Genomic DNA, 14,601 nt, shown 5'->3' with positions numbered 1-14,601 from the left:
ACGAACCTGAGCTTTGGCGAGGGATAGATTTATTACCCACAGTTCAAGTTAACTATTACACGTTAACTTAAGCGCGTTACTTTTAGTTTTATCCTGCCAGCATTTGCCCCATAAAAACGGCTTAAATCGTTAGCGAAAGGGCAAAACTCGCCCGATTTAGTCATGGTTATATCTGCTCCTTGCGCTATTTCAAATAAGGCTCTGTCACTTTTATCAATGGCGCCAATTAAAGCAAACCAATCAGCATTTGGCTTGCGCCTAAAAGGCTCCAGTAATGCCATAGGTATTTCTTTTACGCCAAGTTGCACGTTATCACGATGCCACCCTTTGGGTGTACACTTTATGCCGTCGTCAAACCAATATTGCTCAGGGTATGGGGTAAAGCGATAGGTTGCACCTTGCTCAAGCATCAAACCCGTACTGTTATAAAACTCACTCGCAAATACCACCACATCTTGGCTTTGGCCAATACTTAATACGCTCATATTTTGGTTGGCAAGCGTAATGTGCGCACTTAAGCCGGTAAAACTTAATGTAGAGTCGTCACTGTAGCTAATTTTGTATGTTAGCTTTTTAAGTGACTCAGGACGGTAGCTGGTGAGCTTATTAATTCGTGTAGCCACACTGTGGTGTATAAGGGGCTCTATAGTGCTTACCTCATTATCAACCAGTACAATGCATTCTCTATCTACCAGTTTAAAGAGCGAATTAAACCAAAAGTAGTTTTGTTGGTGGCTAAGTGCAAGTGGATCTGGGATCACAGTAACATCGTCTTGTGCAATTAAATTACTCGTTGGTAGGAGTGTTTCGTAATTTATCTCGTGACTTGTTAACAATGAAATAGCTAACGGTTGCTCAATTAACCACTCAAGTGCATAACGTAAGCAAATATCGGCTAATCCGTCGCGGTAATAACCACCCCCTATATCTGAATGGGCGCCTGCAAACCATAGTTCAGTAATGTTATTTTGATGGTTCATTAGCGTGGGCTCAAACGCACGGCGTTTTTCATCAAGCGCAACACAATGCAGCGCCGCGGTTATATTGTGTGCAATGGTGTGGTTTTCAAAAATAACATGCTCTGCGCCGCGTGTCGCTTTACTTACTTTAGAAAGCCCAATAGAGGCAACGGTATCAAACACACATAAATAAACATGCTCGCTGATAAGGCTTTCTAAACATTTTGCAAAGCGTCTAGCTAGGGCTGCACCTCGGCTAAAACCAGTAAGCAGCACAGTGTCGCCTAGTTGGTAATGTGCTTTAAAGTCGTTAATTGCTTGATTCAAAATGCTAGCAACATCGTCACCGCGCGGTGCTAAAGTTTGATTTAAAATGCGCTTTAAGCGGCTACCTTTAGTGCCAATGCCCTGATAATAAAAACTAAGCTGGTTTGTAAATGGAGTGGTGGGGGAGTCATCAAGTTTGCCACCTAATAATAAATGCAGCTTGAGGATGTTAGAAATACTACTGTCTTCTTTAAAATGGTCTGAGTTAAATTGCTCTGCGTCGCGAGGCTCGCCCCCGGTACCATCAAAATTAAAAATTAGCGTTTTGCCCGTCATTGCCTATTTCCCTCAGTAGTTTGTATAAATTTATATGGGAATTGTGAAAAATCAAAGACAGCGGTAATAAATATTTATTAAACGTGTTTATTACCGCCTTAAGCTTTTTATTAATGTAATTTCATTTTAGGGCGCACTACACGCAGGACTTTTTCGCTTATCCATAACGCAAAGGTTTTTGCGCTGCCATGAATGGCGCGTTGGTGCATGCGATAAAGCGATATATACATAAAGCGGGCTATGCGCCCTTCTATAAAAAAGGTGTTGCTGGTTAAGTTACCCATTAAATTACCTACCGTGCTGTAGCGCGATAAGTTAACTAATGAGCCATGATCGCTATATTTAAAGCTACACAAAGGTTGTTGTTTTAAAGTGGCAATGAGGTTTTTTTCAACACATAGCGCCATTTGATGCGCCGATTGCGCGCGCGGTGGAACGAGCTTTCCGTCTTTTTGAGTAAAAGCGCAGCAGTCGCCCAGTACAAATATACTCTCATCGACGGTGCTTTGTAAAAACTCATTAACTTGAATTTGGTTGTTACGGGTAAGCTCAAAAACGCCTAAGTCTTTAATAAAGTCTGGCGCTTTTACGCCTGCAGCCCACACCATAATATCGGCATTAATGTGTTCATCGTCTTTGGTTATAAAGCCTTGTTCCGTAGCTTCCTTCACTTGTGTTTGCTCGCGTACGTTTACACCCAATTTGAGTAGCTCACGTTTGGCGCTTACGGCAATTCGCTCTGTTAATGCGGGCAAAATACGTGGCCCTGCTTCAATTAAATGAATGTGCAAACGCTTAGACGACATATTTGTAAGTCCATATAGCTTTAACAGCTCAGATACATGATACAGCTCCGCTGATAGCTCAACACCGGTAGCTCCTCCGCCAACAATTGCAATATCAAGAGACTGTTGCTGGTTATCGTCTTGGTGTAGGCGAGTAAAGCTATCGAGCAATGAATGCTGAAAACGTTCCGCTTGTTGATTTGAGTCTAAAAAGTAGCAGTGCTCTTTTATGCCAGGTGTATTAAAGTCGTTACTTACACTGCCAATAGCAATAACAAGATGATCGTAACGTACAGTGCGCTTGGGTAAAATAGTGTGTCCAAGTTCGTCAAAAAGAGGGGCGAGAGTGATGGTTTTATTACTTTGGTCGAGATTACAAAAGGTACCAAGTTGAAAGTTATAATGATGTTTTGCGGCATGGGCAGAGTAAACTACGCCATCTAAATCGGGGTCAATAGAGCCTGTTGCAACCTCGTGCAATAGCGGCTTCCATATATGGGTGCGGTTTTTATCAATGAGTAGTATTTCGGCGTGTTTTTTCTTCCCTAGTTTATGCCCTAACTGAGTTGCAAGCTCTAATCCACCTGCGCCACCGCCAATAACGACGATTTTAGGTTTGGTTATATTCATGACTATGACCTTAAAAATAATATACCCAAGCGATCTGTTTTATTATTTTAAAATGACTTGGGTATCAAAAATTATTTTGGCAAAGCACACGTTTATGGGGCTATAGTGTGCGCCTAATTAAAGGAAATGTCAGCATTAAATCATGTTATTTACTGTATACTAACTTGCAAATACTTCATCTTGGCTGCACTTTTTGTTTTAGCCCTGTGTTTACATCGCCTAAAAGGACATTTTTATGAATACGCCGTTATTACAATCACTTGAGCAGCATTTTGGCTTTTCACAATTTAGAACTGGGCAACAGCAAACCATAGAGCAACTTTTAAATGGGCAGTCATCATTGGCTATATTTCCCACAGGGTCGGGTAAGTCGTTATGTTATCAGCTAACGGCTTTACATTTACCTCATTTAACCTTAGTGGTATCGCCTTTACTTGCATTGATGAAAGATCAAATAAGCTTTTTAAATAGTAAAGGCATTTATGCTGCAAGCCTTGACTCAAGCCAAGATCAAATGCAAAGCAGCACGGTAATGAACGACGTGCGCAGTGGTAAAGTAAAAGTATTAATGGTCTCGGTTGAGCGCTTTAAAAACGAGCGCTTTAGAGAGTTTATAAGCCAAGTTGCGCTTTCTATGTTGGTGGTAGACGAAGCGCACTGTATCTCTGAATGGGGCCATAACTTTAGACCCGATTACTTAAAACTACCGCGCTACCGTGATGAGCTAAATATTCCACTGGTACTATTGCTAACCGCCACAGCCACTAAAAAAGTAAAGCGTGACATGGCTGAGCGTTTTAATATATCGCCTGAGTGTATTGTACAAACCGGCTTTTACCGCGCAAACCTCGATTTAAGTGTGCTAAGTGTAAAAACAGCTGATAAAAACACCGAACTTACTAACATAGTGCGTGCGCAAACTGGCCCCGGTATTGTGTATGTCACACTACAACAAAGCGCAGAGCAAGTTGCCAATATATTAAGCGCGCAGGGTTTGCAAGCGGTGGCGTATCATGCAGGGCTTGAAGATACGCTTCGCGGGCAAATTCAAGACGATTTTATGGCGGGCAAAATTAACGTTGTTGTGGCAACAATAGCCTTTGGCATGGGAGTTGATAAATCAGATATTCGCTTTGTTATTCATTACGATTTACCTAAATCTATAGAAAACTACAGCCAAGAAATTGGCCGTGCAGGGCGTGATGGCAACCCTTCAAATTGTTATACATTGGCTAATTTAGATGGTCTAAACACAGTAGAGAATTTTGTGTACGGCGACACCCCCGAGCTTAGTGGTATTGAGCACGTTATTAACGATATTCGCCAAAGCCAACAGCAATGGGAAATGCAAGAGTACAGCCTTTCGAGCGAGAGTAATATTAGGCAGCTAGCGCTTAAGACTTTGCTGGTACAACTAGAAATGCAAGGTGCAATAACGCCGCAGTACGCCTATTACGCCGATTTTAAATACAAGTTTTTGGTTGATAAAAATGAATTGCTTAGCCAGTTTGACGAGCAACGCCAAGCCTTTTTATCGCAAATATTTAGCCACACCGATTTTAAAAAAATATGGGGCACGCTTAATTTTGACACCCTTACCCAAGCTGCGCAGGTTGACCGTAAACGCGTAGTGGCTGCACTTGACTATCTAGCCGAAAAAAACCTTATTACTCTTGAAACTAAACGTATTACCCAAGTATATAAGGTGCATGGTGAGGTTATAAATAACCCAGAGCTTGCCGCGCAACTGCACCATTACTTTGTTGACAAAGAACAGGCTGAGATTAAACGAATTGCTGCGTTAGTGCGCTTTTTTGAACTGCAAACGTGCTTGAGTTATAACTTAGCTCGCTATTTTGACGATCAAAATGCGCCAGCGCAATGCGGGCATTGTAGTGTATGCCGTGGTAATGCTGTAAAGCTTGAGTATTCAATAGAACCTGCTCACATTGCCGATGATGTTGTTTATCAAAAAGTGGATGAGTTTTTAGCGCATATGGCAACAAAAGGTATTCACAGTGTAGGTATTGAAACGCAGTGCCGCTTTTTAGCCGGCATGAGTGTCCCGTTGTTTGCCCGAAATAAAGTGCGTCAACTAGGTGGCTTTGCACTGTGCGAGCAGCAGCGCTATAGCGAAATTAAAGCAACACTGCTTGCAAGATAGTATTGAAATGATGACCAAACTCGCATAATTATAAAAAATGTTAAATTTTTGTTTGTTTTTTCATCGTTTAACTATACTCAACATGACTATGAAGGTCATATAAAAATGAGGTGAACGATGAAACTGCAAAAATTGATGCTGTTAGGAGTATTTATTTCAGGGACTAGTTACGCTGAAATTAATATTTCAGGCTTTGCAAGTATTAACGCTGGTAAAGTACTAAGTGGAAGTGGTGTGCCGCAATACGGTGTTGAGCCAACTTTTTTGGCTGACTACCCTAATGTGAGTGGCTATACAGAAGATTTATCTTTCTCGCCTGAGTCGTTAATTGGCATACAAGTGTCGGGGGACCTTGGTGAAGGCTTATCTGTCACAGGTCAAATTGTTGCCCGAGGTGTAAACGATTTTGATGCTAATTTTGAGTGGGCATATATTTCGTATGAAATTAATGATAATTGGACGGTTCAAGCGGGTAAAAAACGTTTGCCTCTTTTTTATTACTCAGACTTTTTTGACGTAGGTTACGCATATGTATGGATGCGGGCACCTGCCGACAATTATACATGGCAAGTATTTAACTATGAGGGCGTAAACCTTCTTTATTCTGGCTCGATTGGAGAGTGGGGAGTGTCGGCTAATGTATATGCTGGTAAAGAAGATGATGACGACAACAAACTGCTATCAGACTTTTTCTTTCAAGAGCCTACCCGAGAAATTTGGGAAGATATGCTAGGTGGGGTACTTTCGTTAAGCCATGATTGGCTTGAAGTGAGAGTAACGCACATGCAATACACTAATAAACGTTTTCGTTCTGGTGAGCCTGTTTTATGGGATGGAAAAGATAGCCGTGATGGTAAATTTTATGGTTTAGCAGCCAATTTTGATTTTGGCGATTTTTTTGTACTAAGCGAACTCAACCGTTTAGACCTAGATGGAAACCTAGACACCTATATGATCAGTGCGGGATACCGGTTTGATGCAATTACACCTTATGTGATGTTTTCAGATTTTGAGCAAGAAGGTGAAGGTGATACTGAAAGCCATAATACCTTTGCGGTGGGGGTTCGTTGGGATTTTCATCCTTCAGCGGCACTCAAAATGCAGTACGATAGAGTCAAAGATGATTCATTCGATTTAGCGGTAGCGGGTGATAGTAAGGCAATCACGCTTGGTGTTGATGTTGTATTTTAAGAGGAATTAAAAATGAAAAAATTAATGTTATGTGTACTGTTTTTGTTTAGCAACGTTGCCTTTGCTGATTTTGCTATTATTGTACATCCGTCAAACGAGAGTAGCTTTGATGAATCCGTTATTAGTCGAATCTATACAGGAAAAGAAAAGTCGTTTAGTAATGGCAATACGATCATTCCAATTTCACAAGATTCAAAAAACCCGACTACCGAGCAGTTTAATAGTAAGTTGCTTAATAAAAGCGCCTCACAGTTAAGAGCTTATTGGTCAAAGCTTATTTTTACGGGAAAAGGTACACCACCAAAAGAGCTAGAAAATGACGCTGAGGTGATCAAAATGGTTGCAGCTAACCCAAATACGATTGGGTTTGTTTCGGCATCTACCGTGTCTGATGATGTTAAAGTAGTATTAACCTTTTAATTTAACACTAAAACCAAACAATAAAGCGTGCTAAATAGCAGCACGCTTTATTTTACTGTATTTGTTCATCATTAAAATTAACTAGCGCGTTTAGCGTGCTCGTGTATCCTATCTTATGTGTTTCTTTTATTTAAGCCACCATGCCACATACCGTTATTCCAAGTAAAACAATTGCATCTACGCCAGAGCCAATTACATGTGCCAATTGCCAAGCGTGTTGCTGTCAATTAGAAGTGCGTATAGTAACCGACACCGGTGTCCCTTTTAATTTTATTGAATACGACAAATGGGGCAGTGAAGTAATGAAACGCGCTGATGATGGCTGGTGCGAAGCACTCGATCGTAACACGCTAATGTGCTCTATTTACGAGAACCGCCCTTTGGTATGCCGCGAGTTTGAAATGGCATCGGGTGAGTGTATTACCGAACGTGAGTTAGCGGGAATATAGTTTGCACTTTAAAAAGGGGGCTTAACAAGCCCCTTTGGTTTATCTGTGTTTTGTACTTAAGCTAATTAATCGTATTTAGCCTCTAACTCATTAGCTGTATGAAACTTTTCGTGACTTTGTAATTGCTCGTCGTATTTAACGAGATTTTTAAAGTGACCTAGCTGACCAGCGTTTTTAACAATTTCAACTATAAACGACATCATAAAGTCGGCACCGGTTAGAGTGTCGCCAACTAAATAACGTTTACCTTCTAGGCGGTCGTTGAAGTAACTAATAACTTTAGCGGTTTCGGCATCAGCGTATCCTTCTAAAAACTGTGTTTTAGCGCCATCTTTTAGCACAAACATTTTAAGTAGTAGTGGTAAAATTGCAGAGCTTTCTGCAAAGTGAAGCCATTGCTGATAATCAACGTATTCAGCAGTACCTGCTTTTGGCGCAAATTTACCGTTACCGTATTTAGTAATTAAGTAATCGGTGATGGCGCCAGATTCAGTAACAATCAAACCATCGTCTTCAATAACAGGCGACTTACCTAATTGGTGCACTTTTTTTAGTTCGTCAGGCGCTAAAAAAGTTTCTGTATTGCGCTGGTAGGCAACAATTTCGTAATCAACATCTAGCTCTTCTAAAAGCCAGATAATACGTTTTGAACGTGATTTGTTTAAATGGTGTAGTTTTATCATGTCAGTCCTTGTTGGCGTTACTGCATAGGCAGTAACGCTTAGTAAAATTTAAAGAGGCTCGTTAATTTTAACAACGGTTTTGCCAAAGTTTTTACCACTAAGCATGTCGTTAAATGCGCTTATGGTGTTTTCAATACCTTCTACCATGTGCTCGCGGTATTGTACTTTGCCATCGCGTAGCCATTTTTGCATGTCTTGTGCAAATTCGTCGTAGCGGTGGCCGTAGTCGTCAAAAATTATAAAGCCTTGCATTTTAATACGTTTAGTAAGTAATTGACCCATAAGCATACCTAAGCGATCTGGCCCCTCTGGTAAGCTTGTTGCGTTATACTGCGATACTAAACCACACAGCGGTACACGAGCTGCGGTATTGAGTAGGGGTAATACGGCGTCGAATACTTTACCGCCCACATTTTCGTAATATACGTCTATGCCGTTATCACAGGCCTTTTCTAGTTGCTCTGCAAAGTCATCGGCTTTGTGATCGATACATGCATCAAAGCCTAGCTTTTCAACGGCATGGGCACATTTTTCGCTGCCACCAGCAACGCCAACTACTTTACAGCCTTTAATTTTAGCTATTTGACCAACGGTTGCGCCCACTGGCCCTGTTGCGGCGGCGACGACTACCGTTTCGCCTTCTTTAGGCGCACCAATGTCAAGTAAGCCCATGTAAGCCGTAAAGCCAGGCATACCCATAATGCCAAGCGCATAAGACGGATTTGCAGGTTCTTTGCCTAATTGCATTAAGCCCTCGCCATTGGTAATGGCGTAGTCTTGCCAACCAGTGTAGGCAAGCACCCATTCGCCTTCACTAAATTTATCGTTTTTAGACTCTTCTACTTGGCACACTGTAGCGCCAACCATTACATCGCCCACGTTTACCGGATCAGCATACGACTTTGCATCGTTCATACGGCCACGCATGTATGGGTCAAGTGAAAGGTAAATAGTGCGCAGCAGCACTTCGCCATCTTTAAGCGCTGGTAGGTTTACTGTTTTAAGTTCAAAATTTTCATCGTTCGGGGCGCCATGTGGGCGTGATGCTAAAGTAAGTTGACGACTAGTTGCAGACATAAAATCTCCTTTTGAATATGAACCCACTTAACGAATGTGTATGCGTTTAATAACCTAATTGGCATAAACAATAATGCGCGCTAAGTAGTCTATATATGTACAAATTTGTACCTTATAACAGGAGTTTTGGGCGGGGGGCTGCTAATTCAAGCTTTGCAGAGTATTTATTCTAAACAATTTATTTTAGCTTGCTAAATATATGACTATTATAAAAAACGCCGTCTTTATAAATGGCGTGTTTGAGAGTGGCCTCGGCTTCAAAACCACATTTAGTCAGTGCCTTTATAGAGCCAATATTGCCAGCAAATACAGCACCAAAAATACGGTTTAGATTTGAGTTTTTAAAGGCTTCATCGCAAATTTGTGTAATAGCGAGTGTTATTATTCCTTGCCTCCAAAAGTGACTATTAAGCCAATAGCCTATTTCGCCACTGCGGTTGTATTCAAATTCTCCTGGGGTGATACCTATACAACCTGCAAATTGCCCATTAACAACTATGGCTTTAATTATACCATTTTTTGAGCCTTGGTTTATCCATCAATCCGCATCAGCTTGAGTGTATGGAAATGGAATTTTAGACGATAAAAAGCGTGTCACCAGCCCATCGTTTAAGGTTTTAATAATATGCGGGGCATCGTGCGGTTGAAAATCTCTTAGGGTGATCATTGTTTTAATTAAGTGTCTGTTGCATACGGGTCAAGTTAGCAAGCAATTAGAGATTGCACAATCACAAAGATTAACCGTTTACGCCTATAACTTTGTTTTAAATTACTCTAATATAAGCAAAATATGATACCTGTTTAAGATACTTTTATGCATCCACACATAGCCGCCCTTTATAATAGTGCCCAAAAACCAAGCCGTTTAATTATAGGTTTAATGAGTGGTACTTCGTTAGATGGGCTCGATGTCGCTTTATGTAAGGTAAGCGGTGCAGGCTTAAACACGCATATTGAAATACTAAATTTCACTACCGTTGACTATAACAATGAGTATAAAAGCAAAATAAAGCAGGTATTTGCAAAACGAGAGTGCGATTTAGAACTTGTAACCTTATTACACCCGTGGGTGGGTAAATTACATGGCGATATGGTTAATCAGTGCTTACATACTTGGCAGATAAATCCGGCAAGCATTGATGTTATAGCCAGTCACGGGCAAACAATTTACCACTGCCCACAGTCACAACATAATCATAAAAGCTTTACTAATGGCACATTACAAATTGGCGATAGCGACCAAATAGCCGTTACTACCGGCATTACAACTATTGGCGATTTTAGGCAAAAGCACATAGCCTCAGGGGGCGAAGGCGCACCTCTTGCAGTTTATGGCGATTACTTGTTTTTTTCAAGCCTTGTTGAAAACCGTATTTTGCTTAATATGGGGGGTATCGCTAACTTAACATTTTTACCCAAGTGCGGTGATGCTAGCGCGGTATTTAGCTCCGATATTGGCCCGGGTAATACAATAATGGATGCCTACGTACAAAAATATTTTGAGGGGATGCATTTCGACAATGGTGGAAAGATAGCAAAAACAGGTAGGGTGAATACACCTTTGCTAAATGCGTTATGCACGGATGACTTTTTTAATTTAAGTATGCCTAAAACAACTGGGCCAGAAGTATTTAATTTAGCGTATTTAAAAGCGGCTCAAGCACTCTCCAATACACAGGATTTAACTCATCAAGATGTAATGGCAACACTCAATGCATTTAGTGCTAATGTAATAAGTGCTGCAATAAAAGAGTGCGCTAAAAACAAGGGAAACTGTGTGGTATATGCCAGTGGCGGCGGAATACATAACCCGTTATTAATGGAACAGCTTTTAACTCTTTGCCCAGAGGTTAAGGCATTTAAAAATACTCAAGTATTGGGAATCGATCCCGATGCAAAAGAAGCCGTATTGTTTGCCATTTTAGCAAACGAATGCCTAGCAGGTGAAAAACAACATTTTAAAGGCTGCTCACAAGGTATTGCGGGAGTAACGATGGGGAAAATAAGCTTTCCCGATTAAGCTTTCTCGATCAAACCGGTTTAAAATAACGATAAAAAGGTTGATCCTACCCCTGCAAAATATCGGCGCAACCCTTGTGGTTTTGATTGCTCGATATTGATGAGTGGCGCGTTATAGCCGCCCTCAAAGGCGTTAATATTCATATCAAACTGAAGGCTATTTTTTAAGGTGGCGTATTTTCCATGCAACATTAGCTGCATTACAAAACATTGGCTGTGGGTGATTTTGTTTAAAGTAAGGTTAACGTAACCACGCTCTAAATCAGCTTGCGTAATAATGTTTTCAGTAAAGTACTGAGCACCACGGGCACTTGGATGTGTTGCGCTAAGCGAAATAACATCGCCTTCATGTACCGCATCGGGTAAATCGCATTGCAGCGTGATTGCATGAAGCGCATTAGCTTGTACCGAAAGGTTTTCGTATTCCATGGTGTGGCTCATTGCCGCAGACATCGGGTCATCAAGTGATTGCAGTGCAAATGTTAATTGCACTAGAGGTGTGGTCATTTTACTTCGTCTTCTTACAACAGTATCAGTTTATCGAGTAGAAATTATCCACCATCAACATTACAGAATTATGACTATTGTACGAAATCGTATAATTATTGAGTAGTTTGATCAAAAGCGATCTTAACTAACCAGAGCTTCAGTTAACTATTAAGGTCTGTTGAGTTTTCAAGATTGAATTTACACCAGTTTGTTTGGTATTTAGGTAAGGCAAAGCCAATTTAGTTTATTCTCCATAAATTGGCGATAACGTCGCTTTATTGCCAAACAGGCGCTGTCCAATGGGGCTCGTAGGGGCTATTTACGCTTATTTGCCTTCATGGGTTTAGGTGGGGGCGTGAGCAGGACGCGGAAGTTTACTCGGTTTTTATTTATTATTACATGCATGTAAACCAGTAAAGTAAATTAGGAGCCGATATCAAGCACACTAGGTTACAAACCTCGAGCCGCTATTAAATAGCCCCTAGTTTGAACAAAATTTAATCCACTAAGATCAACAGACCCTAGTTTAAGATCGACTTATGTTTTTTTACTGTTTAGGCAGAGTGAATATTTTCTTTAAATTTCAGCAAAGTTTATTGGAAATAAAATTTTACGGTATGAACTCTTTATTCACTCAATACTAAACATTGGGTATAGTTGTTTAAACTCTTCTTTATAAAGTAACTTTATGTTAAAAAAATTAATTTTATTGTGTGCGTTAAGCTTACCACTGGCAGCATGTGCGGATGATGTTGCGCCATTTTCGGGTGAGATAAGTACACAAGCACTATTAAGCGACTACGATAAATTTAACGAACAATACAACGCATTTACGCCAACCGAACAAGATATTGCCTTAATGCAAAAGCTAGAAGGTAAGGAGCTAATTGTATTATTTGGTACTTGGTGCCACGACAGCCATCGCGAAGTGCCTAAGCTGATTAAGTTAATTGATGAATCTAAGGTAGAGCTTGCAAGTATTGACTACGTGGCAGTGGGTTACAACAAACGCGATGATGCCGGAATAGCTGAGGCATACGATTTGCAGTACACGCCTACGTTTATAGTAAAAGACGATGGTAAAGAGTTAGTTCGCGTCATTGAAAAGCCAACCGGAACATTAGCAGAAGATTTAACGCAAGGCTTGTAAGGTCTATCCTTATGTTATAGCCATTCAGTTAGGGGCTATAAAGCTTGGCTTTTTTGATTTGTTGCTAATCATAGGCAGATATTTAGCGTCGGTTTGTTAAGCGTTATGCGAACATCAACCAGTAATTTTATTTAAAATTAATAGGGATATTTATGAAGTGTAAAAAGTGTAAAAAGTGTAAATCAGGGATTACCTCACCAGTAGTTAAAACAATAAATATTGATAGTACGCCAATAACATCATCAACGTGCCCTGTATGTGGTGAAAATTTAGATGGTTCAAAAAGGTATTGGGTTACATTAATTATTTTACTTATAGTTATTGGTGTGGCATCAAGGTACTTTTCTTGAGTTTGGTTATATTAACCAAATATGTAAATAAGCAAGGCATTAGCTTTGTTCATTAATTGCTTATTTTATCCGACTCATTTTAGTCTTTTATTTAAAAGTGAAGTGACTTATGAAGTTAATGAGCTCTGAAAAAATTCAATTGTGGTTCTTGGTTAATGCCAACAAACTATATGTAGCTGCAGCTATTTTTGGTGCTATTTTTATTTTAATTTGGGGAGATGCTTCCCAATGGGAATACGAGGAAGATAAAAATCACTTCAGCACTTTTTTTTCATCCATTGATAGCCGAATTAGTTTTGTAAGGCATGGTTATTCAGGTACCAGTTTAAGAGTTGTTTTAAACTTTGATGCTGAAGGGCTCACTTTGAATGAAATCGAAAGTATAACCCCAAAATATAAACACTTGATTCTTGAATTAATTTGTAATGACTTAGAGAGTTTAGAAATTCTAGAAGACGGCTACTATTTTGATGTGGATTTTAGGGATATTAGTTCCGAACACATGTTTAAAAACTATTTTAATTTAATAGTGAAGCATGAAAGGTGTGTCACCTAACGCAAGAGAGTTTTAGCTCAGCTAACAGGCACGAGAAAACTAAAGTGCTCAAATTTCGATTTTACATATTAAACTTTATCTCAATTTGCTAATGGTGCCTTAATTCTCACATTGTGAGTACTATTCACTAAACAGGTTTTTTTCGAATGCTTGCGCGGCATGCGAAGAGGGTCTGTCTTTATATTGCAGTTGATAAAGTGGCCGAGAGAGTTGCTCGTTATTTTTTTTGCTCAGGCGTGTTAATTTGCCTAGCTGCACTAAATCTTCTGTGACTACATTTGGCAATAAAGCGACCCCCATACCTTGAGCAACAGCCCTTGCTATGGCTTCGTTGCTGCCTAATTGCATACTGCGGTCAGCTTGTACGCCATGCTCTGCTAATAACTTAACCGACATTTCTAGAGTGCCAGAGCCCGGCTCGCGCAGTAGCCAAAACTGCTCGTTTAACCATGCGTTTAAGTCTTTAGTAGGCTTAAAGTTGCTGGGAATAACGACACTCATTAAATCGTTTTGCCAGTGTTTACTTATTATATGTGATTCGGTCGGGGTGCCCTCAACCAGTGCTAAATCGATAGTGCACTCTAGCAATGCGTGCTCAATTTGCGCGGTATTAGCCACTTGTACTTCTACTTTTATATGTGGGTACTGGGCACAAAATTTAGCTAAATAAGGCGGTAGCCAATAACTGGCAATAGTGGTGCTGGTGCCAATAACGAGCGTGCCACGCTTAAGCCCTGTGCGCGATTTAATATCGTCAAGGGCGGCTTTTTCGATAGCAAAAATACTGCGGGCGTGATCATATAGGGCTTGGCCGCCTTCACTTAAGGTGAGCTTTTTGCCTTTCGATGCACGTTCAATAAGTTGAATATTTAACTGATGCTCTAGCTCTTTTAGCGCTTTAGAAACAGCGGGCTGGCTTATAAAAAGTGCCTCGGCTGCGCCTGAAAAGCTACCTACTTTAGCCACCGTATAAAACACCCTAAGTGCATGTAAGTTCATTGTATAACCTTAAATTGCATAACTCTAAATTGTATAACTTTAAGTTATTGAATCATGATTTTAATATATTGGAGTTA

General features: G+C 40.3%; 13 protein-coding genes and 1 pseudogene. 7 read left to right on the top strand and 7 right to left on the bottom strand.

The window, feature by feature from the left end:
• Positions 1-62: 62 nt before the first annotated feature.
• The gene (locus AC27I2_RS15705; RefSeq protein WP_487204809.1) at positions 63-1,562 is read right to left on the bottom strand and encodes a phospholipase effector Tle1 domain-containing protein; all 1,500 of its coding nucleotides are present in this window, start codon (positions 1,560-1,562) and stop codon (positions 63-65) included.
• Positions 1,563-1,672: 110 nt separating this feature from the next.
• The gene (locus AC27I2_RS15700) at positions 1,673-2,977 is read right to left on the bottom strand and encodes an NAD(P)/FAD-dependent oxidoreductase (RefSeq protein WP_487204808.1); all 1,305 of its coding nucleotides are present in this window, start codon (positions 2,975-2,977) and stop codon (positions 1,673-1,675) included.
• Between the two features lie 235 nt (positions 2,978-3,212).
• Between AC27I2_RS15700 and AC27I2_RS15695 the strand changes: the two genes are divergently transcribed.
• The 4 genes from AC27I2_RS15695 (at position 3,213) to AC27I2_RS15680 (ending at position 7,201) form a co-directional block, all read left to right on the top strand.
• A complete protein-coding gene (locus tag AC27I2_RS15695; RefSeq protein ID WP_058404557.1) occupies positions 3,213-5,141 on the top strand; it encodes a RecQ family ATP-dependent DNA helicase in 1,929 nt (642 codons plus the stop codon).
• A 117-nt stretch (positions 5,142-5,258) separates the two neighbouring features.
• A complete protein-coding gene (locus AC27I2_RS15690; RefSeq protein WP_058404558.1) occupies positions 5,259-6,332 on the top strand; it encodes a porin in 1,074 nt (357 codons plus the stop codon).
• 12 nt (positions 6,333-6,344) lie between these two features.
• Complete coding sequence (locus AC27I2_RS15685) at positions 6,345-6,752, top strand: substrate-binding domain-containing protein (protein WP_058404559.1); 408 nt, start codon at positions 6,345-6,347, stop codon at positions 6,750-6,752.
• 140 nt (positions 6,753-6,892) lie between these two features.
• Entirely contained in the window at positions 6,893-7,201 is a 309-nt protein-coding gene (locus AC27I2_RS15680; protein WP_058551455.1) for a YkgJ family cysteine cluster protein, read from the top strand.
• A gap of 65 nt (positions 7,202-7,266) precedes the next feature.
• On the opposite strand, the gene AC27I2_RS15675 is transcribed toward AC27I2_RS15680, so the two are convergent.
• From AC27I2_RS15675 to AC27I2_RS15665, 3 genes and pseudogenes are all read right to left on the bottom strand, one after another.
• Positions 7,267-7,884, bottom strand: a complete 618-nt coding sequence (locus AC27I2_RS15675; protein ID WP_138529378.1) for a glutathione S-transferase family protein — start codon at positions 7,882-7,884, stop codon at positions 7,267-7,269.
• A gap of 48 nt (positions 7,885-7,932) precedes the next feature.
• A complete protein-coding gene (locus AC27I2_RS15670) occupies positions 7,933-8,961 on the bottom strand; it encodes an NADP-dependent oxidoreductase (RefSeq protein WP_487204807.1) in 1,029 nt (342 codons plus the stop codon).
• Between the two features lie 178 nt (positions 8,962-9,139).
• Positions 9,140-9,628 (bottom strand): annotated as a pseudogene (locus AC27I2_RS15665) (GNAT family N-acetyltransferase).
• A gap of 147 nt (positions 9,629-9,775) precedes the next feature.
• Between AC27I2_RS15665 and AC27I2_RS15660 the strand changes: the two are divergent.
• Positions 9,776-10,981 carry an anhydro-N-acetylmuramic acid kinase gene (locus AC27I2_RS15660; RefSeq protein WP_487204806.1) on the top strand — a complete coding sequence of 402 codons (1,206 nt, stop codon included), beginning with the start codon at positions 9,776-9,778 and terminating at the stop codon, positions 10,979-10,981.
• A gap of 20 nt (positions 10,982-11,001) precedes the next feature.
• Here the strand turns inward: AC27I2_RS15660 and AC27I2_RS15655 are convergent, their stop codons facing one another.
• Positions 11,002-11,487, bottom strand: a complete 486-nt coding sequence (locus tag AC27I2_RS15655; protein WP_058404565.1) for a hypothetical protein — start codon at positions 11,485-11,487, stop codon at positions 11,002-11,004.
• 670 nt (positions 11,488-12,157) lie between these two features.
• Between AC27I2_RS15655 and AC27I2_RS15650 the strand changes: the two genes are divergently transcribed.
• Both AC27I2_RS15650 and AC27I2_RS15645 read left to right on the top strand, forming a co-directional pair.
• Positions 12,158-12,619: a TlpA family protein disulfide reductase gene (locus tag AC27I2_RS15650; RefSeq protein WP_487204805.1), complete on the top strand. Its 462-nt coding sequence runs from the start codon at positions 12,158-12,160 to the stop codon at positions 12,617-12,619.
• 459 nt (positions 12,620-13,078) lie between these two features.
• A complete protein-coding gene (locus tag AC27I2_RS15645) occupies positions 13,079-13,525 on the top strand; it encodes a hypothetical protein (protein WP_487204804.1) in 447 nt (148 codons plus the stop codon).
• Between the two features lie 120 nt (positions 13,526-13,645).
• Here the strand turns inward: AC27I2_RS15645 and AC27I2_RS15640 are convergent, their stop codons facing one another.
• Complete coding sequence (locus AC27I2_RS15640; protein WP_487204803.1) at positions 13,646-14,524, bottom strand: LysR family transcriptional regulator; 879 nt, start codon at positions 14,522-14,524, stop codon at positions 13,646-13,648.
• Positions 14,525-14,601: the final 77 nt, after the last annotated feature.

It is taken from the genome of Pseudoalteromonas sp. NH0006-46 (assembly GCF_057547735.1).
Note: the sequence above shows the minus strand (reverse complement) of the source record. Positions and strands in the feature narration are given on the sequence as shown.